This is a genomic window from Alteromonas lipotrueiana (assembly GCF_019249245.1).
GTDB classification, from domain to species: Bacteria; Pseudomonadota; Gammaproteobacteria; order Enterobacterales; family Alteromonadaceae; genus Alteromonas; species Alteromonas lipotrueiana.
The window spans coordinates 1-25,215 of the sequence record NZ_JAESDK010000007.1 but is presented as its reverse complement, the minus strand read 5'-3'; the positions used below and the strand labels follow the sequence as shown (position 1 = coordinate 25,215).

The 25,215-nt window shown below is 44.6% G+C and carries 22 protein-coding genes, 1 tRNA gene and 3 pseudogenes; 15 read left to right on the top strand and 11 right to left on the bottom strand.

Annotated features, from left to right (window positions below; genetic code table 11):
- Nucleotides 1–598: 598 nt before the first annotated feature.
- From JK130_RS06515 to JK130_RS06505, 4 genes and pseudogenes are all read right to left on the bottom strand, one after another.
- Nucleotides 599–675 (bottom strand) — tRNA-Val (locus JK130_RS06515).
- Between the two features lie 290 nt (nucleotides 676–965).
- A pseudogene (locus JK130_RS16815) lies at nucleotides 966–1,426 on the bottom strand (IS30 family transposase); the annotation flags it as partial.
- Nucleotides 1,427–1,500: 74 nt separating this feature from the next.
- Nucleotides 1,501–2,211 carry an exosortase, PEP-CTERM interaction domain protein gene (locus tag JK130_RS06510; protein ID WP_218353508.1) on the bottom strand — a complete coding sequence of 237 codons (711 nt, stop codon included), beginning with the start codon at nucleotides 2,209–2,211 and terminating at the stop codon, nucleotides 1,501–1,503.
- A gap of 334 nt (nucleotides 2,212–2,545) precedes the next feature.
- Nucleotides 2,546–3,586 carry a patatin-like phospholipase family protein gene (locus JK130_RS06505; RefSeq protein ID WP_218353609.1) on the bottom strand — a complete coding sequence of 347 codons (1,041 nt, stop codon included), beginning with the start codon at nucleotides 3,584–3,586 and terminating at the stop codon, nucleotides 2,546–2,548.
- An 891-nt stretch (nucleotides 3,587–4,477) separates the two neighbouring features.
- On the opposite strand from JK130_RS06505, the gene JK130_RS06500 reads away from it, so the two are divergent.
- A complete protein-coding gene (locus JK130_RS06500; RefSeq protein WP_218353507.1) occupies nucleotides 4,478–4,975 on the top strand; it encodes a PTS glucose transporter subunit IIA in 498 nt (165 codons plus the stop codon).
- A gap of 14 nt (nucleotides 4,976–4,989) precedes the next feature.
- Here JK130_RS06500 and JK130_RS06495 read toward each other — a convergent pair whose 3' ends face one another.
- A complete protein-coding gene (locus JK130_RS06495) occupies nucleotides 4,990–5,421 on the bottom strand; it encodes an OsmC family protein (protein ID WP_218353506.1) in 432 nt (143 codons plus the stop codon).
- A gap of 298 nt (nucleotides 5,422–5,719) precedes the next feature.
- Between JK130_RS06495 and JK130_RS06490 the strand changes: the two genes are divergently transcribed.
- From JK130_RS06490 to JK130_RS06475, 4 genes are read left to right on the top strand one after another with little or no spacing between them, the layout of a single operon-like run.
- Nucleotides 5,720–6,073, top strand: coding sequence for an ArsC family reductase (locus JK130_RS06490; RefSeq protein WP_218353505.1), 354 nt, complete (start codon nucleotides 5,720–5,722; stop codon nucleotides 6,071–6,073).
- Entirely contained in the window at nucleotides 6,066–7,193 is a 1,128-nt protein-coding gene (gene dapE / locus JK130_RS06485) for a succinyl-diaminopimelate desuccinylase (protein ID WP_218353504.1), read from the top strand. Before JK130_RS06490 ends, dapE begins: the two co-directional genes overlap by 8 nt.
- Nucleotides 7,190–7,864: a M15 family metallopeptidase gene (locus JK130_RS06480; protein WP_218353503.1), complete on the top strand. Its 675-nt coding sequence runs from the start codon at nucleotides 7,190–7,192 to the stop codon at nucleotides 7,862–7,864. The genes dapE and JK130_RS06480 overlap by 4 nt, the downstream gene beginning before the upstream one ends.
- Nucleotides 7,861–8,013, top strand: a complete 153-nt coding sequence (locus JK130_RS06475) for a DUF2897 family protein (protein ID WP_218353502.1) — start codon at nucleotides 7,861–7,863, stop codon at nucleotides 8,011–8,013. Before JK130_RS06480 ends, JK130_RS06475 begins: the two co-directional genes overlap by 4 nt.
- Nucleotides 8,014–8,039: 26 nt before the next feature.
- On the opposite strand, the gene JK130_RS06470 is transcribed toward JK130_RS06475, so the two are convergent.
- The 4 genes from JK130_RS06470 to JK130_RS06455 all read right to left on the bottom strand — a co-directional run bounded on the left by JK130_RS06470 (nucleotide 8,040) and on the right by JK130_RS06455 (nucleotide 11,180).
- Nucleotides 8,040–8,366, bottom strand: coding sequence for a heavy metal-binding domain-containing protein (locus tag JK130_RS06470; protein WP_218353608.1), 327 nt, complete (start codon nucleotides 8,364–8,366; stop codon nucleotides 8,040–8,042).
- A 4-nt stretch (nucleotides 8,367–8,370) separates the two neighbouring features.
- Nucleotides 8,371–8,781 carry an HIT domain-containing protein gene (locus JK130_RS06465; RefSeq protein ID WP_218353501.1) on the bottom strand — a complete coding sequence of 137 codons (411 nt, stop codon included), beginning with the start codon at nucleotides 8,779–8,781 and terminating at the stop codon, nucleotides 8,371–8,373.
- Nucleotides 8,778–9,806: a succinylglutamate desuccinylase gene (gene astE / locus JK130_RS06460; protein ID WP_218353500.1), complete on the bottom strand. Its 1,029-nt coding sequence runs from the start codon at nucleotides 9,804–9,806 to the stop codon at nucleotides 8,778–8,780. The genes JK130_RS06465 and astE overlap by 4 nt, the downstream gene beginning before the upstream one ends.
- 63 nt (nucleotides 9,807–9,869) lie before the next feature.
- Nucleotides 9,870–11,180, bottom strand: a complete 1,311-nt coding sequence (locus JK130_RS06455; protein ID WP_218353499.1) for a putative bifunctional diguanylate cyclase/phosphodiesterase — start codon at nucleotides 11,178–11,180, stop codon at nucleotides 9,870–9,872.
- Nucleotides 11,181–11,689: 509 nt separating this feature from the next.
- On the opposite strand from JK130_RS06455, the gene betB reads away from it, so the two are divergent.
- From betB to ylqF, 7 genes are all read left to right on the top strand, one after another.
- Nucleotides 11,690–13,153, top strand: coding sequence for a betaine-aldehyde dehydrogenase (betB, locus tag JK130_RS06450; RefSeq protein ID WP_218353498.1), 1,464 nt, complete (start codon nucleotides 11,690–11,692; stop codon nucleotides 13,151–13,153).
- 9 nt (nucleotides 13,154–13,162) lie between these two features.
- Complete coding sequence (gene betA / locus JK130_RS06445) at nucleotides 13,163–14,839, top strand: choline dehydrogenase (RefSeq protein WP_218353497.1); 1,677 nt, start codon at nucleotides 13,163–13,165, stop codon at nucleotides 14,837–14,839.
- An 85-nt stretch (nucleotides 14,840–14,924) separates the two neighbouring features.
- Complete coding sequence (locus JK130_RS06440) at nucleotides 14,925–16,142, top strand: BCCT family transporter (RefSeq protein ID WP_218353496.1); 1,218 nt, start codon at nucleotides 14,925–14,927, stop codon at nucleotides 16,140–16,142.
- Nucleotides 16,143–16,151: 9 nt separating this feature from the next.
- Nucleotides 16,152–16,856 (top strand): TorF family putative porin, encoded by a 705-nt coding sequence (locus JK130_RS06435; protein WP_218353495.1) that lies wholly within the window; start codon nucleotides 16,152–16,154, stop codon nucleotides 16,854–16,856.
- Between the two features lie 150 nt (nucleotides 16,857–17,006).
- Entirely contained in the window at nucleotides 17,007–17,555 is a 549-nt protein-coding gene (gloA, locus tag JK130_RS06430) for a lactoylglutathione lyase (protein WP_218353494.1), read from the top strand.
- Nucleotides 17,556–17,804: 249 nt separating this feature from the next.
- Nucleotides 17,805–18,554 (top strand): TrmH family RNA methyltransferase, encoded by a 750-nt coding sequence (locus tag JK130_RS06425; RefSeq protein ID WP_218353493.1) that lies wholly within the window; start codon nucleotides 17,805–17,807, stop codon nucleotides 18,552–18,554.
- Between the two features lie 57 nt (nucleotides 18,555–18,611).
- Nucleotides 18,612–19,616 carry a ribosome biogenesis GTPase YlqF gene (gene ylqF, locus JK130_RS06420; RefSeq protein WP_218353492.1) on the top strand — a complete coding sequence of 335 codons (1,005 nt, stop codon included), beginning with the start codon at nucleotides 18,612–18,614 and terminating at the stop codon, nucleotides 19,614–19,616.
- Nucleotides 19,617–19,685: 69 nt separating this feature from the next.
- Here ylqF and JK130_RS06415 read toward each other — a convergent pair whose 3' ends face one another.
- On the bottom strand, nucleotides 19,686–20,975 hold the full coding sequence (locus JK130_RS06415) for an MFS transporter (RefSeq protein ID WP_218353491.1): 1,290 nt from the start codon (nucleotides 20,973–20,975) through the stop codon (nucleotides 19,686–19,688).
- Between the two features lie 127 nt (nucleotides 20,976–21,102).
- On the opposite strand from JK130_RS06415, the gene JK130_RS06410 reads away from it, so the two are divergent.
- Together JK130_RS06410 and JK130_RS16610 are read left to right on the top strand one after the other, a co-directional pair.
- Nucleotides 21,103–21,408 carry a GMC oxidoreductase gene (locus JK130_RS06410; RefSeq protein ID WP_218353490.1) on the top strand — a complete coding sequence of 102 codons (306 nt, stop codon included), beginning with the start codon at nucleotides 21,103–21,105 and terminating at the stop codon, nucleotides 21,406–21,408.
- Nucleotides 21,409–21,679: 271 nt separating this feature from the next.
- A pseudogene (locus JK130_RS16610) lies at nucleotides 21,680–22,154 on the top strand (transposase); the annotation flags it as partial.
- Between the two features lie 75 nt (nucleotides 22,155–22,229).
- Here JK130_RS16610 and JK130_RS06395 read toward each other — a convergent pair.
- On the bottom strand, nucleotides 22,230–22,970 hold the full coding sequence (locus tag JK130_RS06395; RefSeq protein WP_218353488.1) for a hypothetical protein: 741 nt from the start codon (nucleotides 22,968–22,970) through the stop codon (nucleotides 22,230–22,232).
- 617 nt (nucleotides 22,971–23,587) lie between these two features.
- On the opposite strand from JK130_RS06395, the pseudogene JK130_RS06385 reads away from it, so the two are divergent.
- A pseudogene (locus JK130_RS06385) lies at nucleotides 23,588–24,945 on the top strand (serine hydrolase domain-containing protein).
- Nucleotides 24,946–25,215: the final 270 nt, after the last annotated feature.

The following is a 25,215-nucleotide window of genomic DNA, read 5'->3' as shown; positions in this document are numbered from 1 at the left end:
GCCATGTCTTTTCCATCAGGCACGGCAGCTTGATTAAGGGTAGGTTCAAGCTTAATTGAATAGGTTGATTTAAAGGTGAAGGTCACGGCTTATAGAAAGTCGCCATTTTAGACATTACCAAGAGTAGCTACGATACATTCGCAATTCACTCACTTAATAATAGCAAATAGGACAAGCATTTTTTTGCATTGAATTATAGCTGACAGATTACTTTGCCCGCATCTTTTTACACAAAGACAGAGCGCAAGAAATAGTTCCTGACCAGCGTTTTGAGATGATTATGCAAACCTCGTGTATTGGTTGCCACTCGCGGGCGCCTAGTCATGAAGTTTCTCAGGTGGCATCAATAGGCGGCTGGTTAAACTTAGGTAAGGATTTCGAAGGTTTCGCCACCCAGATTTATCATTGAACCGTGCTTACTCCAGATACGCCATTTATTAACAAACCCGCCATGAGCACAGCTGAACGTCAGCAGGTGGCGCAGTGGTTTGAACAGCAATAGTGGAATTTTCAATAGTGCTAGTGAGTATAAATAGAAAGTGTTTTACAGGTAATTTAACGGCTGAAAACCGAGGAAACAATAAAGAGGAAATGAAGATGGTGCGTCTACCCTGATTCGAACAGGGGACCTCTACCATGTCAAGGTAGCGCTCTAACCAACTGAGCTATAGACGCATTATGAAAACGCAGTAGTGCGTTGATTCGGCGCGTATAATAACGACGCCGAAGGCTACTGGCAAGTACAATTTGTGCATTCTGTATTGTTTGGGTGCTTTATGTGCAAGATGCACAACAAACAAGCTATCTCGATTACGTGCAAAGTGAATAAGCTTCAATTCGACTGGCAATACCTACGGTCCGAAACAACGAATTCTGACAGTCAACATTGTAATTACTAGTTGAACAAAGTCGCAAATTCAATCCCAAAGTGCATCTATCGTTAAATTAAGTCGAGATTAATTCAATTAAGCTGAACACCGTAACTGCTCAAACACGACGACTCGCTGTTTAAATCCGAGGCATTTGCTGGGTCTCACATTTAGGACCCGCTTAATATCTGAAATCTGCATGACCGTCACCGTTCGTAAGTCTGTCTCCTTACGGAGATATTGCCGAGGCAATCCGTTGAAGTTCTCATTCAGTCCGCGAGCCCACGAGGTGTATGGATTGGCGAAGCAGGAGTTTGTAATCAGCTTATCCGCGACCAGCGCGGGAGCGCAGAACTGCGCGCCGTTATCGACAGTGATCGTGTGAACCTGACCACGGGAACGTCACAACATGCCCACCCTCGTCCGAACTACGTCAGTCGCGCTTTTAGCAGGCACTTTGCGTATCAGATACCATTTCCTTTTTCGCTCAACCTACTGACGATGGCACCCGTATCATTCTTGCCCGAGACTGGGTCGGCTTCCCGATTATCAAACCGATTCGCAATTTATCGCGCTGCTCGAAACCGTAAACGCTTTAGTGGTACACTAATTATCTGAGTTCGGGCATTTTTTATGCAACTTTAGAACAATTGAATCGTCTGACCGCCAATAACAGACCTAAAATTAAAAAAGCATAGGTTGGGGGTTCGCTAACAGCAATAGCGCTTGGAATAGGGCCAGCGCCAACTCCTGAACTGTTTGAATTACCAATCATATAGGTGCCACTTGGCCCCGAGGGTGCCTGGCTTGTTTGCCAGAAAAAAGTAATTCCCTCCCCAGTATCCCAGTCTGAATTGTTGCTCGTCCAGCTTATTTCTCCTGTTGCAAAATGCTCAATAGTAAATTCAACCCCAGCATCTTCCGCTTCAGAAAAACTGTAACCTGCTATCCCATTAAAGCCAGTTGCAGCAAAACCCAACGAAAATTCACTCACATCATCAAATGGTAGCAGTGTGCCTGGCATTGGAAATGGCTCATCATTTGGTAAATCTACACCAGGAATTAGCGTGTGTGAATAGGTATAAATGGTCCCCGCAGGGGTGTTAGGTGGCAGACATTCTGCAAACCCTGCAGGACAGCTTACACTGCTACGCAAGTCACCAATACTATCGCCACTATCGTTTATTACTGACACTTCTACATCGGGCCCTACCGGGCCTACAATTTTTGCTCCTAAGTCAAGCGAATCGAAGTCTGTCGCTTCTATTGGTTCAGCATTTGCCTCCGCCAATAAGCCTGACATCAGTATGGTACTGGCAATACAAGATTTTAGATATTTCATCAAATCAGTCCTTTTTTCCTCAACATTAGACAATCAAGTAAGCGATTTAACCCAATACCCACTTACTTCTGGCGTGAATTTAAATTCATACGTTGCTTATCACTTTTGCGATTGAGGATTTTATGAAAATAGTAATAAAATGGATTCTTGTTGGAAACGCATCGCTTTCCCGAACATTAACCTGCCTGATGACAGTCAGATCGCTGGTCCCTCTCAAAAATTGTTCAACAACCAGCAAACAGCGACAATTCGCTTATAGCTGCCCTGCTCAACTATACAAGCAGGGCTGACTTTGAAATTGAAAAGTACCTGATTAGATACAAGTTCCGACAAATTATGGATAACAGGCAAATGGCAGAGGCTTGATTTTGTCCATTATCGAGCCATCTTCGGTAATTTGCATAAAGTACTCACCCAGTCTATCTGTTTCACTAAGCACGGTTTCCCAGTATGCAATTCGGGTTTTAGCATCTAAATTTTTAAAGTCGTCTCGGTCAGGTATCTTGCCATAAGGTAATGACTCGACAAAAGAGGCTGAGGGTACCAGCATCACTACATTGTCATAGCTTTGTGCATGCACCAGCCGTTTTTTCAGGTTTTTGTCAAACCACCCAGTGACCGGGCGCGGATAAAAGTGTGGGTATAGCGTAAGCCCTTGGTGGGGTCCAAATGCCAGATCAAAATGGTAATCGATGATGCCCCCATCGCGATATACTCCAGGCGGGGCAGCCACAATGTTATCTACTCCGTTAAGCACTAACGGGATAGAACCAGAAGCCAGCAATACATCGCTGATATTAGTATAACCCAGCATGGCGTGCTCGGTTTTCAATTTATAGGGATCATGAATATCAAGTCGGCTATGCGGGGCTGAGAAAACCACACGGGTAAAGGCGCGCTGAAGGTTTTTTCGGGCTAACCGATTTCCCGCTGCGCTCATCGCCAGGCCCGTCAGTTGAGATAGTTTACCTCTACGACCCACCAGCCCTTCGCAACGAGCGGTAATGATATGCGCTTTGAACCGTTCGTTGGTTAGTACGTCGTCTAATCCTGTGTCGCCCAGCATGTAAGCCAGCAAGCTTTTAGCTTTGGCTGTTATTTCATACGAAGAGGGTTTGGCAGAATACACCGTATTAGAATAGCTTTTCGCGAGTCGGTTGATGGCCGCCAGTGGATCGCGCTGAATCATACAAGCGGCCCGGAAAGCCCCGGCTGACGAGCCGATAATTTGAATCTGGCCCCCTCGGGGTTGAAAGTATTCCGGAAACAGAACCCGATCCAGCCCTGCCAGTACAAACCATTTGGGCCCACCTGATGCTCCAATAAAATAGTTAAACAACAAAGGATGAAACCCATAACGATGTAAGGTTTTCATGGCCTTGGGTCCGGCATAAACAGTTAATGGAGCGCTCAAAATAGTCCCTTTTCTTGCTATATAATTATGTCGATAATGTAGCAGTTGTCGTAAAAATGTGTACTTCGCCTTAAAAATACATTTTTATAATTATTTTTGATAGTCGATCGATGACTAATTATGTACCGATCTTACAAAAATTATGCATGTCTGACTCGCTAAATTCAGCCTTCTCTAACAGGCTTACTTCAGCCTAAAGAAGCACATTGTCAACACCATTAACCTAAAAATAAGTACGAATTAACCAATTATTTCTGAATATGCGGCTAGACATGCTCTGTGGAAAATGCTTGCAAATTGACATATGTTATCCACTGGACACTTTTTGTACAATATTTTTATTCTTTATTTATCATGTAGTTACAATTAAGCCCCAAACTACTCAACAAACTTATCCACAGATTAAGTGGATAACACTCGATTTAGAAATTTTCTCAGGCAGTTAAACCATCGAGTGCAAAGATTGTTTAAAATGAATACTAGTGCCCGCCATCTTTATGAGTATTATGCTCAAATTCTAACGGCGGATGAACCAATCTTATAAAGCGCATTTTTTTCTGGCTCAGCCAAATGATCTATAATAGTTACGATCTAAAAAATATAACTTTTAGCCCGATCTTGTTTGGGCTGTATAAGTTGACGCATATGGCTTAATTTTAACCCTAACTAACTAACATTCAGGCCTTTTATTAACCATATAGATAAATAAAAAAGACTAAGCACGTATATTCTTTTCAAACTAAAGTCTATGTTTTATGCTTCTTGCGTTGGGTTAATGACTCTATTAGTCATTAATACCGATGCTATGTTGCACCGCAATGACACTTCACAATGATTACGGGACCCAAGCTTATGCCCAATGACAGCACTCTCCAGGAAACGCAGGAAGAAATCCAAAGCGTCAGTGTCCCTTCCCCGATTTCCGGAAGGCCATGCAACGCGTCTTTATCAATTTTAGGGGACACGCTGGCATTGTTTAACGCAGGTTGTTTGCTAAAAGTCACCGGCAATCAGGTAATGGCTCCGTTTGATGGTGTCATTACTGATATTGAAGCTAACCAGTTGTCAGTGAAACTTAAAGCAACGAATGGGTTGAGAATATGGATAAAAGTGAGTGAAGTTATGTTAGCAGCTCATACAGCCGGCTGTTTTGCGCAAGTCAAAATTAATGATCAGGTAAAGAAAAACGATGTTTTATTGCAGTTTAATCCGACTATTTTAAAGCAGTTCGGCGCCCTACCCTATGCCAGGGTTATTATTACTAATAGTCAGAACATTAAGCGTACAGACATAACAAAAGCCAGGCAGTGCCTGGCTTTAGAAGATAATTTGTTTACTTTAAGGTTTTGACCTAACAGCAAAGATTAGTTATGGAAGGTATATTCCAATGAAATTTTTGCTTTAAGTAATTTCGAAATTGGACAATTTTCTTTAGCATCTTTAGCGATTGAAGAAAACTCGTCTTCAGAAATACCTGAAACCTTTGCATCCAGAGTTAGCGCTGATTCAGTAACAGCAAAGCCGTCACCGTCTTTTTCCAACGTTACTGCAGCATCAACTTTCAGCTCGCCACTGTCGTATCCTGCGTCAGATAATGCAAATGAAAGAGCCATGGCATAACAACTGGCGTGCGCCCCTGCAATCATTTCTTCAGGATTTGTACCAGATTTGTCTTCAAACCGGGTATTAAAGCCGTAAGGTTGTTCTGATAAGGCACCACTGGCCAGACTTACATGACCTTGTCCATCTTTACCAAGGGGCTGATAATGTGCAGATGCTGTTTTTACGATTGCCATGATATCTCCATTTAATCTGTTAAATTCCAACTGCGTAAATCTGTGTAACGTGATCACGCAAAGTATTACTTACATTTGTAGATGCACCATGCGTGCCGAAGTGTATAGCTACATCGGTAGCAGACGTTACTTCTTGTTTTGAAAGGCTTATAGGAAGATACCAATCAGGGTTTGTTTAAAGCGCTAAAATTAGCTTGTGGTACAGGTGTGAGATTTTTACGTAAGTTGTGTACCTTTTGCATCCTGAAATCTCTAAAGATAAACTCAGTCCCTATACCTTAATTAACGATGAGTGATTATGACTACAATTGTTTATGGCATTGCCAATTGCGATACCATCAAAAAAGCCAGAAAGTGGCTGACTGAACACAACATCGACTTTACCTTTCACGACTATCGTAAAGACGGCATTAACCGACAGTGGCTTGAGCAAACCGAAAGCTATTTGGGTTGGGAGGTCATGTTAAATAAACGAGGCACCACCTACCGGCAATTAGACGAGTCTGCCAAAGATTCCATAGATCGTGAAAGTGCTATTGAATTAATGCTCTCACAACCGGCTATGATCAAGCGGCCTATTTTGTATCATAACGATAAAATGATAATCGGATTTAAAGCTTCAGATTACGAGGAAATATTTTCCAATGAGTGAAGTTGTAGAATTAGCGAAAGCGCTTATTAACCGAAAATCGGTCACGCCATCAGACGCAGGTTGCCAACAAATGATGCAACTGTGGTTAGCCGATGCAGGTTTTAATAATGAGACTATGGTGTTTGAGGACACCACTAACCTGTGGGCACGCAGGGGCCAAAGTGGCCCGGTTTTTTGTTTTGCAGGTCATACAGATGTGGTGCCAAGCGGGCCCGAATCTGACTGGCAAACGCCGCCTTTTATCGCCACTGAACAAGATGGCTTTTTGCACGGACGTGGGGCTGCCGACATGAAAGGCAGTCTGGCAGCAATGCTCACGGCCACTAAACGGTTTGTGGCCGATTATCCTGACCACCACGGCAGTATCGCTTTTTTAATCACCAGCGATGAAGAAGGGCCATTTATCAACGGCACTACCCGCGTTATTGACACCCTGGAAGCGCGCAATGAGAAAATCGACTGGTGTATTGTAGGTGAACCCAGCAGTACAGAACTGATTGGCGATGTAGTAAAAAACGGACGTCGCGGCTCGCTGACTGCGGATATAACCTTTAACGGTATTCAGGGGCATGTGGCTTATCCACATCTGGCAAAAAACCCGGTACATTTGGCAGCCCCAGCTTTGGCTGAATTAGCGCAAACGCATTGGGATGACGGCAATGCTTTCTTTCCGCCCACCAGCTTTCAAATATCTAATGTAAATGCAGGTACAGGGGCAGGTAATGTTATTCCTGGCGCCATGCAAATGTGCTGTAACTTTCGTTTTTCGACCCAAGTGACTGACCAGCAGTTGATAGAGCGTACTGAGGCGATTTTGCAAGCCCACGAGCTGGACTATCACGTAAAATGGACATTCAACGGCCAGCCCTTTTTGACCGATGCCGGAAGCCTGGTTGACGCCACACAATATGCTATTAGCCAGGTTACCGGGCGTGAGACCGAATTATCCACCGCAGGTGGTACATCAGATGGTCGCTTTATTGCGCCTACCGGTGCTCAGGTGGTGGAATTAGGACCAGTAAATGCCACCATTCACAAAGTTGACGAAAAGGTCAAAATCAAAGATCTCGAATCTTTGGAAGAGATTTACTATCACATTATGGTCAGGTTATTAACATGACCGCCACCTGGCTGGGAATTGAGCACAATGACTTGGTTCCCATAGAAGCTAACCATCAGCTTCATCAAGATGTTTTGCCTGACTTTGAAGCAATGCAAAAGGCGGCACTTGAGCAGGGAATAAATGTTAATTTGGTCAGCAGTTATCGAACGTTTGATAAGCAGCTGAGTATCTGGAATCGCAAATGGTGTGGCGAATTGCCCATATTAGATATGCAGGGAAAACCCACCGCCATTGACTTATTGAGTGACCAGCAAAAAATGCACGCCATTCTTACCTGGTCTGCGCTTCCTGGCACCAGTCGGCATCATTGGGGAACCGATTTTGATGTGTACGATCGTCAGGCTGTGCTCAATAGTGGCATTAGTTTTGAGTTGGTTGATGAAGAATACCGCCCAGGGGGTCCCTGTGCTGAACTGGCTGATTGGCTGACCCACCATGCTCATCAGTTTGGTTTTTTCAGGCCGTTTGAAACGTATCGTGGTGGTGTAGCCTGTGAACTATGGCATCTTAGCCACCGTACTACCGCTATGCAGTACGAAAAGCTACGCAGTTGCGAGCAACTGGCAGCGAAGTTGAGCAGCAGTCAAATTGCCGGTAAATCGACGGTACTTGCGCACATCGAGTCTGTGTATCACAGATATGTTTTGAACCAGGGGACGTCATTATGAGCATGGGCTGGATAATTCTGATTGTTGTATTAGCAATAGGCCTGATAGCCGGAAATTTACTCTTGTTGCGCAGCACAAAAAAAATGCGAACACCGCCCGACTTTAAACCACGCAAATACGATAAAGAAGACGAAGACGACTGGAAGTAATCCGGTCGTCTCATTTTTCAAAAAGTTTATCCTGTTTTTACTTTTACGGCGGTGCCGCTGATACTCACCATCAGCATGCTGCCTTTGTCTCCTATGACCTCGTAATCTATTGCAATGCCTACTACCGCGTTCGCGCCCATTGAGCGAGCTTCTTGTTCAAGCTCGGCAAAGGCAAATTTTCGTGCTTTTGTGAGTTCACCTTCATAGGCCCCCGACCGACCGCCAACAAAGTCGCGTACCGAGGCAAAAAAATCTTTAAATACATTAGCCCCCATCACTGCCTCGCCAACCACAATGCCGTAATAATTTTCGATACTCTGCCCCTCAACATTCGGGGTAGTGGTTAAAATCATCATATTACTCCTTCAACAAAAGATCTTTTACTTTGGCGGTAAGCTCTGACGCTGCAGCTTGGGTATACTGAATGGAAGGCTGACGCCCCCAGACAGGATGGGGCCAGGCTACATCGGAGCTAAAACGGGCAACATGGTGAATATGCAGCTGAGAAACGACATTACCCAACGCGGCCACATTTAATTTGTCGGGGGTAAATAGAGCTTCCAATACACAGCAAACCATTGCCGACTCATTCAGAAACTGGTGCTGTTGAGCTTGGGTAAGCAAATATAGTTCACGGGCACCGGGTATCTTTGGCACTAAAATGAGCCATGGAAATTGTTCGTCATTCGCCAGTAACACCCGGCATAAAGTTAAATCGCAAACAAAGTGCGTATCCGCTTCAAGCTTAGGGTCAAGTACAAAACTCATTCGCTATCCAGGGTGGTAGGTATCACAGTAAGCAGCGCGCGCTGCCCTATCGCTACATTGGCGTTAGGAAATACCACTGCTTCGCCTTCATATTCAGCGTAATAGCTTGCACCGCTTTCTTGCGCCAACAGCGTGCCTTTTGAAAAACCAGTGAAATTTGGCGTGTCATCAGCAAAGTGCAAAGTAAAGTCTTCAGCCTGTTTATTGATGACCTGGTTAACCGTGAAAATTTCTACGTCTTTGCCTATAGGCTCAAGTTCTAACTGAGCTTCGGTGATTAACCGGGTAAAAGTTTGACGCGCGGCTTCAAATCGTGACATATCATTTTGCCCAAACGGCTTCACTTTACCTAACTCTACAGTGAAAGCGTGAGCATTGTGAATATGGCTTGAATAATAACTGAATGTGGTCGTAGGGCTTTGCGATAATAAAATGGTTTTAACCCCACATGCACTTAAAAAAGCAATTTGATCTTCGCTACGGGTAGCACCATGCAAGTACGGATAAACCGCAAATTTTTCATTTTTTGACTCACGAATGGCAGTGTGTAAATCGTAGTGAAAACGATGTGAGCCTGCGTCGGCGAAAAAGTCGGTAATTGCCTGTTCAAGTTGTCGCGCGCGTTGTCGTTCTTCGTTAACAAGACCCTCACCACTGCTATGCGCCCCGCTAAATAGCCGATTCATATTCTCTTTAACAAAGCGTTGAGCAATATCCATAGATGGCAGGTTACCGAATAAAAACAGCACGCGATGAACGGGGATCATTTGCTCTGTTAGTATTGCGCTTACCCAGTTATCACATAATTCTATAGGCGCAGTTTCGTTACCGTGCACACCACAGGAAAGAACAATGTTCTTACTATCGTCATCGATTTTTGCGGGGGTAAAGCTGATAATACCAGGCGCTGTGATGTCTACCTGAACACCATTAGCCAAAGAAAAACTACAGGGGTTTGAAAAATCGGTTGGAGTTTGACGCGAACGCTCTAAAAAATTGCCGTTAGCACACAGTTCTGCTTTCATAATACCAATGAATTAATGGATTTATGTCAGCAAGTTTACCCAGTTACCGGACAAAATGCCAAATTAGCCCAACCGTTTTCGCAGGGGTGAACTGCCAATAATAATTTCCTGATGGGCCAGCTTGATAAAATCGGCTAACGGTACGGCTCGGGAAAAGAGGAAGCCCTGCCCGGTTTTAATGCCAAGTTCTCGCAAAATGTGTAGCTGATCTACGGTTTCGATACCTTCTGCCACCACTTCGCATTGTTTGGCATCACCAATAATTTTTGCTGCTTTGATAATCGCCTGATTAACCGGGTTGTCGGTTAAGCCCATCACAAAGTTTTTATCGATTTTAAGAGCGGTAATGTCTAATTCGCGAATATACGCTAAATTCGAATACCCTTTGCCAAAGTCATCAACTGCAATAGCAATGCCCAGCGCTTTAAGACGGGATAACTGTTCGCGCACCATCAGCGAATTAGACAAAGCAACATCTTCGGTGAGTTCAAATTCAAACCGGTCGGCTTTAAATCCATAGCGTTGACAAAGTTTGGTAAAATGCGGAATAAGCTGACTGTCATACAACTGGGTGGGCGAAATGTTGATAGATATGCGCGGATCTAACCCAGCCATCTGCATATTAGCCAGGTTTTGAAATGCTTGCTCTAATGTCCACGATGCAAGCTCACTCATCATATGATAAGACTCAGCTGCTTCAATTAAAGGGCCCGGGAATACCACACCATCTAATGGATGATTCCACCGTAATAAACACTCAGCCCCCGTAATTTCTAACGTTGTTAAATCAACTTTAGGCTGAAAATAAAGTTCTAATTCGTCACGAGACATTGCTCGGCGCAAATCCGCTTTAAGTGCAAGCCGCCGGCCGGTTTTTGAGTCTGAGCATGGCTCCAGCATGTAGAAATTTTCGTAACGATTTTCTTTGGCCTGCTTTAAGGCCGCCTCGGCTCTGGAGATAAAGCTATTGAGCTGAAAACCCTCCCGGGCTGCGGATACTGCACCTGCATTAAAGTCGGCAATAAAGGCGTGATTTTCGTGGTGCATCGGTGCTTTGAAGTGTTCGGTAAGTCGCTCTACACGTTTAAGCATTAAAGATTTTTCGGCTTTGCCGCTAAACATAATAGCGAATACATCACCACTGACCCGGCCAAAACAAATGGTATCGTCAAAAAATGAGATGATACGATTAGCAATTTGCAGCAAAAAACGATCGCCTACATCTATACCTAAACTGGTGGTGACATCAGAAAACCGTACTACATCAATCAGCACAATGGTGAAGTTGTCATGACACTGCGCACATTTATCCACCTCACTGATAAACGCGTATCGATTGGGAATCGTCAACAGTGATTGATGCGATGTCGGCATTAGTTCATTGTTTCCAGTATAGAATATAGACAAATATCTAACTTATTATGTTTGTCATAAGACCACGGTTGAAAACAATGAGCAATAACTTAGCAGTATACGAACCTATACCTAATTATCAGCGATATCATTTTAATACGCTAACTCCCCGATACACCTGCAATTTTTAAGCATACGGCAGATATAAAGGCGTAACAGATAAAAGTAACGTAAAGTGTTATAACTTAAGCTGGTTTTGCGGCCAGACACCCTGAAAAAAGGATTAACGCCAATTTTTTTAGGGTGTTTTTACGGTTACCCCATATCAAAAAAACGTTGTCAACTTTGAGCCTATTCAACATATCTATTAGTATATATACGTTAGAGGCATCAACATCACTGGATAGACGTACGCTACGCCATCGGATTGGCTCTTGAATGGCGGATTTCGCGTGTCTGCAATTTACTCGTTTTGCAAGATTGAAACTGACCTCAATATTTACCACACATTTTTTATTTGGAGCAATACTATGACGATTCCGCGTCTGCAGAATTTTATTAATGGCCAGTCGCTGGCAAACGAGTCTGGCGATACTATCGAGGTCAGAAATCCTGCCACGGGTGAGGTAATTTATGCGATAGAAGTTGCCGACGAAAAAGTAAAAAACGCGGCTATCGAAAGTGCTCGGTCTGGTTTTAAACAGTGGTCAAAAATGACCGCTATGGAACGTTCTCGTATTTTACTTAAAGCCGTAGCGATATTACGTGACAAAAACGATGAGCTTGCTGGTTATGAGGTGTCAGACACCGGTAAACCGATGCAGGAAGCTAACTGTGTGGATGTAGTAACCGGTGCCGATGCCATCGAATTTTTTGCTAATCTTGCACCTACTCAGGTGGGTCAACAGCAGGACCTGGGCGGGGATTTTTATTACACCCGTAAAGAGCCTCTAGGCATTTGTGCTGGAATAGGTGCCTGGAACTACCCCATACAAATTGCTTGTTGGAAAGCGGCACCTGCTCTGGCAGCAGGTAATGCAATGATTTTTAAACCTTCTGAAGAAACACCCCGTGGTGCGGTTGAGCTTGCCAAAGTATTTATTGAAGCAGGCGTACCTGCTGGCGTGTTTAATGTTGTATTAGGCGCGGGCGAGGTAGGCCAGTGGCTGACACATCATGAACACATTGAAAAAGTGTCGTTTACAGGCGAAGTAGGTACTGGCCGAAAGGTTATGGAGTCTGCCGCATCTACCTTAAAAGACGTCACTATGGAGCTGGGCGGAAAATCGCCGTTAATCGTATTTGAAGATGCTGATATTTCTCAGGCGGTGTCGGCTGCAATGCTAGGAAATTTCTATACGCAGGGCGAAGTGTGTACTAACTGCACCCGGGTGTTCGTGCATGAAAGTGTTTACCAAAAATTTATTGATGAATTGGTTGAGCGCACTAACAACAATATTAAAGCGGGCGACCCACAAGACTTGTCAGTGAATTTTGGTGCCATGATTTCTCAAAAGCATCTAGAGTTAGTAATGGACTATATTGAGAAAGGTAAACAGGAAGGCGCCACGGTTCTGACAGGCGGCAACACGATGTCTGTGCCAGGCATGGAAGGCGGCTATTTTGTCGAACCGACTATTTTCACCGACTGCACCGACGATATGACTATTGTTAAAGAAGAAATATTTGGTCCGGTTATGAGTGTTCTTACCTTTAAAGATGAAGATGAAGTGATTCGGCGTGCTAACGATACCCTTCTTGGTCTTGCAGCAGGTGTGATGACCCAGAATGTAACCCGGGCTCATCGCGTTATTCATCAGTTAGAAGCCGGCATCTGCTGGGTTAACACCTGGGGAGCCTCACCAGCAGAAATGCCAGTGGGAGGCTATAAACTTTCAGGCATTGGTCGTGAAAACGGCATTGAAGCGCTAAATCAATACACGCAAACTAAGTCGGTTTATATGGGTATGGTTGAGCTGGAAAGTCCTTTTTAAGGAGGCGCTATGGAAAAGTTCGATTATATCGTAGTAGGAGCCGGCTCTGCCGGTTGCGTACTGGCCAATCGTCTGACTGCCGATTCAGCCAACAAGGTTTTGCTTATTGAAACAGGCGGAAGCGACAAAAGCATTTTTATACAGATGCCCACCGCGCTGTCTATTCCCATGAACTCAGATAAGTACGCCTGGCAGTTTCATACCGAAGAAGAACCCTATTTAGATAACCGGGTTATGCATTGTCCACGGGGCAAGGTGCTGGGGGGTTCTTCATCAATTAACGGTATGGTTTATGTGCGCGGTCATGCCCGCGATTTTGATGAGTGGGAAGAATACGGCGCTAAAAACTGGAACTATCAGCAGTGCCTGCCCTATTTTAAACGCGCCGAGCAGTGGTATTTGGGCGGTGATGAGTACCGTGGTAATGACGGTCCGCTAGGGGTCAACAACGGTAACGAAATGAAGAACCCGTTGTATCGGGCCTTTATTGAAGCGGGTAAGCAGGCTGGCTATGCCGAAACCTTTGATTACAATGGCGCCCAGCAGGAAGGCTTTGGCCCCATGCATATGACCGTAAAAGACGGTCAGCGCTGTTCGGCGGCACGAGCCTATCTTGATCCGGTTAAACAGCGCGATAATCTGACTATTGTTACCCATGCTACTGTTCAGCACCTTTTGCTGGAAGGCAAAAAGGCAGTGGGGGTGAAATATGATCATAAGGGTACAATGCATGAGGCAAAAGCTGACACGGCCGTAGTCTTAAGTGCCGGCTCTATTGGTTCTCCGCATTTATTGCAGCTATCAGGAATTGGCAATCGCGAACATCTTCAAAATGCAGGTATTGAATGTGTTCATCACCTACCCGGGGTTGGCGAAAACCTTCAGGACCACTTAGAGTTCTATTTTCAGTTTCGTTGCAAGCAGCCAATTACCTTAAATCGTGAACTTGATCTTATTTCAAAAGGCAAGATCGGGGCGCGCTGGATGCTATTTAAAACCGGTCTGGGTGCCACCAATCACTTCGAGTCCTGTGGCTTCATTCGCTCGAAAGCTGGCGTAGAGTGGCCTGATCTTCAGTATCACTTTTTACCTGCTGCAATACGCTACGATGGCAAAAGCGCCTTTGATGGCGATGGTTTTCAGGTTCACATAGGCCACAACAAACCGCGTAGCCGGGGCTATGTCAGAGTGAAAACCAATAAACCAGGCGATGCCCCGGCGATACAGTTTAATTACCTGCAACATCAGGATGATATTGAAGGATTCAGAGCGTGTGTTCGCTTAACCCGAGAAATTATTAATCAACATGCCTTCGATGAATACCGCGGTAGCGAAATTCAGCCTGGCGAGTCAATTGAAACCGATGAGCAAATAGATGCTTTCGTGCGCCAGGCTGTTGAAAGTGCGTATCATCCTTCGTGTACCTGTAAAATGGGTGAAGATGAAATGGCGGTGGTTGACTCATCAACCCGGGTCCGTGGTATGGAAAACCTGTACGTTGTCGATTCATCAATATTCCCTACCATACCCAACGGTAACCTTAACGGACCTACCATAATGGTGGCCGAAAAAGCAGCAGACCATATCCTGGGCAATGCGCTGCTTCCCTCCGAAAATGTTCCGGTTGTTAAAGAAAACGACTGGCAAACCAAACAGCGCAGTCAAACGCTGACAGCAGGAAGCTGACGATTGGCGGGTAAATTTTCCCGCCGCATCTGCCCTGGACTGGCAAAAAAAGATGCAACTATTTTAATAAAAAAGGAGATAAAAAATGCTGATGTGGCTTAGTGCTGGCATCGTGTTAACCCTTGCTGCCATAGTTTTTATAGTGGCTAAATGGGGAAATATGCGCATGATAGGTGTCACGCCGGTTAAAACACTGACATTTATCGCTATCCTGTTTACCTCAGGCCTTGATGTTGGCCTGATAATGTTTCCGCTGACCGAGTTTGGTGGATACGCTGATACCGCAGCAAACCCGGAATACGGCTTTACTAATCCGCTGGCCATAGAGTTTGGCTTTTGGGGCTTCTTTATTTGGTCTTTCTATTTTCTAACCTGTTTTTATTTTTGTGTTATCGAACCCAAAGTAAAGTTCTTTGAAATTAGCTGGGTTAAGTTTATTCACAACGTAATAATAATCGGTACCTGTGCGTTCACTGCATTCCTTTTACTATCAAACTTGCCCTGGTATTTACCCAGCCTGGGCGATGGCGAAAGCATTGTGCCGGCATTTTACCTGATAGTGTTTGCTGCCATTGCGTTTTCAGTTTATAGCAGCACTGACATCAAGTTTGTGAGAATTCTGAGTATTTCGACCACCTGGATGTTTATTACCCTGATTGTGTTTATGTGGGGCAGCGCCTTTGTGTGGGGCAACAGTGACATGGCGCAATACTTTGAAGCGACCACAATGATGGGTGGCTACTTTGCCAACATTCAAAACTTTTTGTTTCCTATAAACGACTATCACGCATTTTACCTGTTCTGGTGGTTTGCATGGTCAATCATGATTGGTCAGTTTACTTCACGCTTTGTAGGTGGGTTAAAAACCTACCAGGTGTTAGCCGCAATGCTTATCTTCCCGTCTATTCCAATCGCCCTATGGTTTGGTGTTTTGTATCACTATCACGACGCGGGGCTTGATACCACTGGGATCCGAAATATAGCAATGGTCTTTGTGGGAATCGTCTTTGTTATAAATTCGCTCGACTCGCTTATTCGTTTGTACACAGACAATTTGAATTTATCTTCACAGCGATTAGGTAAAGTTAAATATTTTGCACTTAACTTTATAGCGCTTTGTGCACTTACGCTGCTGTTTAAGTTTGATTTTCTGGAAATTCAGTGGGTCGGAGCCCTGGTTATCGGGCTGTTCTATTGCTGCCTGGGCTATATTTTATATAGCAAACTTGGCCGCGTTCGCAACATCGACAGTTCGCCCAAAGAAAACGAACTTGATTTCAAGAAAATTGATACCGCACATTAGGAAGCATCAATGAAATTATTTACACAAACATTGCTTGCGGGTAGCGTTTTCGCCATGAGTCAGAGCGCCTTCGCCAATTGGTCATCTACTGTGACACTGGCCTCTGACTATGTATTTAATGGGGTTAGCCAGACTCAAAACGACCCCGCATTACAGGTAAGTCTTGATTATGTGGCCAGCCAGGGTTGGTATGCAGGCGCTTGGACATCAAATGTAGATTATGGTGAAACCGCCGAACAAGAACTCGACTTTTATGCCGGGCACTGGTTGCAGCTAGATGCCAACTGGAGCATGGATTACGGCATTGCCTATTACACGTATATTGGATCGTCTGAAGCAAGCGAGCTAAATTACCCCGAAGTTTGGACCAAGCTCGCCTACAGTTCTAACTATGGTACAACGGAATTTAATGGTTGGTATTCGTGGGATTACTTTGGTTTAGGTGGCGGACACGTGATTGGCATGATTGCTCATACCTTTCCGATTGCCGAAAATCACGGCATTCGGGTCAGCGTAGATACCTCTAATTCTCTGGATGATGACAGCTGGGTATGGGATGGCGATGATGGCACCTCTTTTGTGCATTACCGGTTGGCGTATCAAACCAGTTGGAACAAATTCAATTTTGAAGTTGCTGCTGAAGATACCACACTGGATATCGACACGGCCGACAAACGTATTGTGGCCAGCGTAAGTCGTACATTTAGCTTTTAATTGTAAACACGCAGTAAGACTAACCGGAATGAATGTAGTTGCTACATCCATTCCGGTTTTTTGTGTCCGCTGATAATAAAAGCTTGATACTGAGCCCTTTATCCCAATTACTTTTTCAATACTCAAACTATTGCAAACAGGAGATCTTGTATGAGTCGTCATTTTGATACCGCCCAAGGCTTATGTGAAGACCGCGACCCGGCTACCCGCGGATTTGTGTTTAATCAAACCATGCTTCGCATTGCCGACCCCGAGCGCTCGCTGGATTTTTATACCCGCGTAATGGGTATGACCTTGCTCAAGCGGCTCGATTTCGAACAGATGAAATTTAGCTTGTATTTTCTAGCGGCAGGCGATGACTTCTCAGATATCAGCGAAGACGCCGCCGCTCGTACTCAGCAGACATTCGGGCGCCCTGCTATGCTGGAGCTGACACACAACTGGAACGACACCGCTGAAAACACCACTTATCATAATGGTAACAACGAACCGAAAGGCTTTGGGCACATTGGCTTTCATGTGCCTAATCTGGAACAAGCGTGTGCACGGTTTGAAGATCTTAATGTGCCCTTCCAAAAACGCCCCGACGATGGCGCGATGAAAGGCATCGCGTTTATAAAAGATCCTGACGATTACTGGATTGAGATTTTTGATGCCAAGCGGGTTGATGAAGTGTGTAAACCGCATATTAAAGATTAACGCTAACCTGTTGATTACTTTTTTAAACCATTTTTGCACACCGGCCCTGCTTTCGGTGTGCATGCTTTGTTCAGCTAATGTTATCTGAAGGCAGTCTGACGCTAACTTAAGTGCTGTTTGTCTTTGGTAAATGATATAATCAGCCACAAAAGTTTATGGCAAGGCTCGTTAAATTTGGTGTCTTTGCCTTAAAAGAACCCTTTGACCACGACAAATCGCGATGCAATTAATATCCAAAGGCAAGTCACAATGAAACTGGATGATGTGAAAAAGCTTCATCAGAAAAAATACCGTAACGAACTGGGTCACTATCTGGTAGAAGGCGAGCATCTTATTTTAGAGCTGCAAAAGGCCAGCGATAGTTCGACTGATAACAGCCACATTACGTTGTATGTTACTGATGATCACAAGCAGTGGGCGCATAATCTGAATGCGGGTTTCAATATTGTGCCGGTCAGCAGTAAAAAAATGGCGCAAATCAGCGATACTCGTTCTCCGCAGGGGCTCATCGCCTGCGTGCCGTTACCAGATCCCAGCCCGTCAGTAAGTTCTTCTTGCGAACCTGAACGTTGCATCTATTTGCATGAAATTCAGGATCCGGGAAACCTTGGTACCATACTGCGTAGTCTGGCCTGGTTTGGTCACTTTCGGTTGCTATTGAGCCCCAACAGTGTCGACCCGTTTAATCCCAAAGTAGTCCGTGCCAGCATGGGGGCTATTTTCCATGTGCCGATGGAGCAAAACGTGACCATGACTGATTTGGCCGAACGCTTTTCAAAATTTGCCTATCTGGATATGCAGGGTGAGTCGGTACACAGTACCCATTTTTCAGACTTTGATTGCTATTTATTTGGCAATGAAGCACGCGGCGTCCCCCATGATGCATTAAACACCTTTGCTGCCTCTGCCTTTACTATTGCCGGTAAGGGCACCATCGATTCGCTTAATGTGGCCAGCGCGCTGACCATCTGTGCGTATCAGCTATCGCTGAACGCTTAATTTACTGATTGCTCAGACGCCGCGGCGCGTCTTGGTTTTTTAAATAGGAAGGCTATTGTGGCTTTACATTGGTTCCCTGGGCATATGCACAAAGCCCTGAAAGAAATAAAAGAGTCTTTGAGTCAGGTTGATGTTCTTATTGAAGTGCTTGACGCGCGCATCCCCTACTCTAGCGAAAATCCTGAAATAGCTAAAATCCGTGGTGATAAGCCCTGTATAAAAATCTTGAATAAGTTCGATTTGGCTGACCCGGATATGACGGCCCACTGGCAGACCTACCTTGAGTCAGAACGTGGGGTAAAAACCATTACCACCACTACCGACAGCCCCGGCAACACGAAACAGATTATCGATCTGATTCGTCAGGCGTGCCCGCGTAAGTCTACCCAGCCTAAAGTGATCAATGCCATGATTACTGGTATTCCTAACGTGGGCAAATCGACTCTCATTAACATTCTGGCAGACCGTATTATTGCCAAAACCGGTAACGAGCCTGCAGTAACCAAAGGCCAGCAACGCATTAATTTAGGCAGCGGCATTGTACTATTTGATACACCTGGCGTGTTATGGCCCAAGGTCGAAAATCCGCACTCTATTTATCGGTTAGCCTCGTCAGGTGCCGTAAAAAACACCGCAATGGAGTATGACGATGTTGGCTTTTTTGCCGCCGACTACCTTATCAAGGCTTACCCACAGCTAATGCGCGAACGTTTTAAAATAGATGAACTGCCTTCGACTGAGCTGGAATTTTTAGAAGCTGCGGCAAAAAAGCGCGGCGCTATTATGACCGGGGGCCGGGTAAATCTGCATAAAATTTGTGAGATTCTGTTAAAAGAACTGCAGTCTGGCAAGCTTGGCCGAATTACCCTTGAAAGCCCAGAAATGGTTGCCCAGGAAAAAATCGAGATGGCGGAGGCGGCAGCCAAAAAAGCGGCTGACAAAGCCAAACGTAAACAAAAATTCAAAGACGGCTCGCTTACCCCTGATAAGCGAGATCGCAAAGAAAAGCGCACTGAAAAGCGCGAAGAACAAAGTAATCGTATGAAGAAAACACCCCGCTAGCAAGCCGTACTAATGCTCAAAGGCATAAGTCTTTGAAGGTCATTGCCAAGCCCTGAGGCTCCCCAAGGCTTAACTTTTTGCCTCATCTGTCACAGGTGGGGTCGCCTCGTCGTCGACCACCAGTAACTGTTCCTGTGCAGTGGCCTCTTCGATACGGGGATCCATCGTCGCCGCCAGCGGCGAAGTGGTGATATCAGAGGCGCTAACCACATAGTCTGAATGCTCTGGCCGCTCTGCTTTTTGACGAAGATCGATAATCGACAACACCCCGAACATGAGGGCGGCAAGTATCGCAATGGCTGCATACAATGCGGTATGGCCCATAAGTACCATGACTTGTGCTAAGGCAACCGAGCCCAGTCCGGCTCCGGCTCCGAAGGCCACCAGCAATGCCGAAGAGACGCCCACCCGATGTTCATCGTCTACCCGGGAATTGGCCAGAGCTGAAGACAGTGGATAAAGAGTAAAGGCAAATAGACCAAACATAAAACTAAGGATCAGCATGGAGGCCTGACTTAACGGCAAAACAAACATTGCGCCCGCTACGATCACTAACACCACGGCATTGATGCGCAATAAGACACTGCGCCTGATTCTGTCAGATAACATGCCCATCGGCCACTGGGCCAACAGCCCGGCAAAGACCGTTACCGACATGAACCAGGCAATACCCGTAGCATCAAAACCAGATTTGCTGGCAAATGTGGGGGCCAATCCATAAAAACTGCCGTTGATGATACCCGCAAATATGACCGCGCTCAGCGACTGCGGAATAATCTTAAAGTAACTAAAGAAACCCATCGCCAAAGGCTTTAGCGGCTTGGGGTGTATTCGTCGGGTGAGGGCTATGGGCACGATACCGATAGAAACAGCGATGCACACCAGAAACAAAGGGGCATAACCGAGTTCAGGAAACTGAGCTACAGACAATTGCCCCAGCACTGTGCCCAGGTAGGAGGTAATCATGTATAACGAAAATACACGGCCGCGCTGTTCATGACTGGCCTGCTCATTAAGCCAGCTTTCCAGCACCATGAAATTACACATCATGCCGACGCCAACCAGAACCCTTAATACCAGCCACAGGGATAAGTTATCAGAAACGCCGTGCATTGCGATACATGCGGTTACCGCGGCAGTACAAGCGGAAAAAGAACGAATATGCCCCACTGACTTTATCAGGTAATAGCCAACCTTTGAGCCAAATAGAAGCCCTATGTAGTAGCCCGATGTCAGCAAACCAATCCAGAATGTTGATACATTCCTTTGGCCCAGGTACAACGCCAGATACGTGGTCAGAAGCGCAGTACCACCAACCAGGAAAAAATTTGCAATATACAGGGAAAAAAATGACCGCACTGCGGGCCCTCAAAAAGATATAACACCTCGCTGGAAGACTAAATGAGTTTGATGGTCTGGCCAAGATAAAAACGTCGGTTCCTATGCTTTTTCTGAAGATATTTGCAGATATTTTTCAGCTATACAAATGTGCAAATACAGAGTAATTACCTTCCCCCGGACCTGGAGTATCGAACTGCAGGCTCAGGGCGAAATGCTGCCCAATCGCGAAAATCAGGTCACCTTACATTTAAATAAAAAAAACAAATGGGGAATGCCCCAGCTAAACATCAACTGTCGCTGGTCTGGCAATGAAAACGCCATGATGGAAAGTGCGCTGGATGTTGCCTCCCTGATGATGAAAAAAGCGGGATTTCGCAATATTGAGCAACGTAGTTTCGGACAGCCCCCCGGCTTAGCGATTCACGAGGTGGGGACGGTAAGAATGGGATGAGATCCAAAGACGTCTATCCTCAATGGCTACAACCAATTTCACGATATCGATAAATTATTTGTTACCGACGGGGCCAGCTTTTGCTCCACCGGGACGGCAACCCTTCACTAACCTTTATGGCTATCACTGCCCGCTCAGTTGACTATGCAGCAAAAGAAGTTAAAGCAGGACGATTAGGATAATTTATGACACTCACATCAAAACTTTTTTTCTTGCTTCCACGTTAAGTGCCGCTTTGTTGTTCGGCGGCTGCGGCGAACCCGCTCAATCCCCGCAAACTCAGATACAACTGTGTATCGTTCATCAAATTTGGCATCCATTGCGCTACGTGAACTGGAAACAGCCTAAGATTATCGCAGTGGACTTAAAACTGATTTACGATGCGTCCACTCGCACTGAGGCCGAGCAAGCGCTGGACGACTTCGCGATAAAGGGGAATATGGGGGAATGGTCAGGGGCACTCGACCATCAGCCGCTCCTGGCGAGCGAACTGGGAACGATAATGCATGTTCTTCGATTATTCGGCCGAGATACGCAAGACCATCTACATCGACAGAGCGATTGAGTCGCTGACCGCGTCACTGCGTAAAATCGCCAAGACCTGCCGGTCGTTCCCGTATGTCGTAGCCGTTATGAAGGCGCTGTACTTAGCCTTGCACCAGGCTTCGAAAAAGAGGACGAGGCCGATACGCAACTGGAAACCGGCCATGGCGCAGTTTGACATTATGTATCAGGATTGGTTTTAACCGTGCACTCAGCCATTTACACAAAATATTTTACAGTCTCTTAAAAGACAAATGGTTTTTCTATCTGCTTTGCACTTAATGTTCAGACAGGTGTGGTTTAAAGCGAGTCACAAGTGCCCAGGTAATCATTACTAGCATGAGAACGAAGATTAAAAACCAAAGTGCTATAAAACTGTTATATACCCAACTAATAATTGAATAGCTTTTTAATTCGAAGCTCACAACATTAAATAAACCATGAAGTCCGGCTATTGTAACTGCCCATCCTCTATATGAGGTGTTCCATATAAACAAAAAAAGCCAGGTCATAAAAAAGTGCGAAAGAACTCTTAATAAACTTATTAACAGTAGGTTCATCACTATAACTGTTTCAAGTAAATGAGCCGTCAGGTTTTCTGACAAGCTATATAGGGAAATATCAGAAAATACGATTTGGTCAATACCCGCCACAATGAGCGGCAGGGTAATTTTAGCATTTTCCAACAAAGCTATGATTAGAGCAAGTGACCAGATTTCGCTATTGTGAAAATAGTTTTCAGGTCTATTGAGTTTTTTTACTGAATTACAGTAAAGAGTCAGGCTTGTTACTTTAAGACATTCTTCAACAAAACCACTGAAAAAATATCTGCAATAATCGCTTTCCTGAAATAAAGCACCGAGGATAGGTACTACAATAATACTGCTAAATAAAAACAATGTCGTAGCATAAAAAGTACCCCATCGATTATTATTTTGGCTAAGAAAAGTGCTAACTAAAAACCCTAACTGTACAGTCAGGGAGATTAATAAAATCAGATACAAGAATAGCAGGAGCACTTACTTCATTTACAATCGATTGTAGGGTGAAAGAAATTCCATACCATAATCCGCATTGAAGTTTTGCCCGATATTTATCTTAAAACCGTCGAATTCCAGGGTCATTATGCCTATGTCTAGCGAACAGCAGCTCAGTATAAGTGCTCCTCCATATAGATTTTCCAAGTCTTTATTTTTTAGTTCTTCCATTGAGCTAACCTTAAATTAGTGAATACCTTATTGGTATTTGAAATTTAACCTGAAAAGAGCAACTTCGTAACTGACATATGGGCCAGTTTTTCAAATGTGTTGGATTTAAAATATTAAAGAAAAGAATAAGTAACCGCGACAGACTATAGTAGCCTTATGAATTTCTGTAGTTTACGGACCAATAACCTGGATTGGTCACTGTCCACTTGATCTGACACTTTTAATAACAGAACAAGATCAAATCTGACAGTCTCTAGTGTACGTAAAGCGGTCCTTTGCTAGGCTCGAGTTGAAATACTTCATCACAGAAAAAACGGCTACACAGTAGCACATCAACTTTGTGATTTTAGGTCGCATTTTGCTAATAGAACCCATAGTATAAAACAGGACGAATAAATTCATTCAGTTTACAAATTAATGGAAACGAAATGGAAAGGATGACGAAGATAAGGTTAATATTATTTTGGGCAAAATTCGCAGCCGTACTGTTCACTCTTCCCACTGCTGCACAGAGTTTGAGCCAACATCAAACCGACCTAGATACCTATTTAAAGACCCTTAGTGACAATAATAAGATCATGACTGCGGTGTATGTGACTGAGAATGGTGTTCCACGCTATGAGCACTATGCAGGTCTGGCATCAGTTGAAGATAATAGTCCAATCTCTGCCCAAACACGTTTTCGCATTGGCTCAGTAACTAAGACTTTCACAGCGGTACTGATAATGCAGCTTATCGAAAATAAGAAACTGAGTTTGGATACAAAGCTAGACCAGTTCTACCCTGCCATCCCCAATGCGGCACAAATTAACATTAAGCATTTATTGAGTCACCGTTCAGGGATATTCAACTATACCAATGACCCTGATTACACGAGTTTTATGACAACGCCGCAGACAGAAGAGCAGCTTGTTTCAAGGATTCGAGAGTATCAGCCTGAGTTTAGTCCGGGTATTCTAACTCTAATTACGCGCTTTTAGGTTTCATCATTGAATCGCTACACGACAAGCCGCTTAAAGAGATAATCAATAAGAAAATTACTCAACCATTAGATTTAAACAGCACTTACTACGGCAATAGCATTGAAATTGAAGAAAATGAAGCCTCGTCTTATCGACACAACGGGCACTGGATCAAGCAGCCAGAAACGCATATGAGTGTGCCTCACGGAGCAGGAGCGATTGTTTCTACTGCGAAAGATACCAATCAGTTTTTTACTGCATTGTTTGGCGGTAAACTGATATCAAGCGATTCGTTGAGTACCATGATGAAGCTTGAGGATGGTTATGGCTTAGGTATGACTGCGGCCCCATTTGGCGAGAAGAAGTTTTACGGGCATTTTGGTGGCATTGACGGTTTTGTTTCCGCAGCGGGCTACAATATAGAGGACGGGCTTAACATAACTGTGCTAAGCAATGCATTAAACTATAACTTCAACGATGTGTTGATTGCCGTTCTAAAAACCATGTACGGTCTTTCTACAGATATTCCGGACTTTTCTGCAAAACCTATAACGTTGAGCGAAAAGATTTTAAGCTCATTCGAAGGTAAATATGCGAGCACACAAGTACCTATTAAAATTCGCTTCTGGGTTGAAAATGGAAGATTGATGAGTCAAGGAGAGGGCCAAGGCGCTCTTCCACTGACAGCGTATTCAGAAACAGAATTTCGTTTTGATCCTGCTGGTATCGTCATCAACTTTGACAAACCGAGCGCCTCACCATCTCAGTCAAATGGTTTTATTCTGAGCCAAGGCGGTGGTAAATATGACTTCAAACGCCAGTAATAGCGTTTAAGTCAGTTCCCTTGACTAAACAGAAGTAGAAAATAACGTCGTTTAATGTCTGTCTTGTCTATTTGTGCCTGTCAGTGGTCACTGTTAGGCAGTTCCTTACGTAAACCGGAAGTTGGTTATTTATTATTTAATGGAGCCAATAGCTAGTTTCTGCCCAAAATAATGTCATTGTTGAGAGTTAGATTGTAACTACCCCCTAAAATGAAACAGCTTATTCGTAGAATTTCTTTTAAACTATTTGAAAGGAGTTTTACGATGACA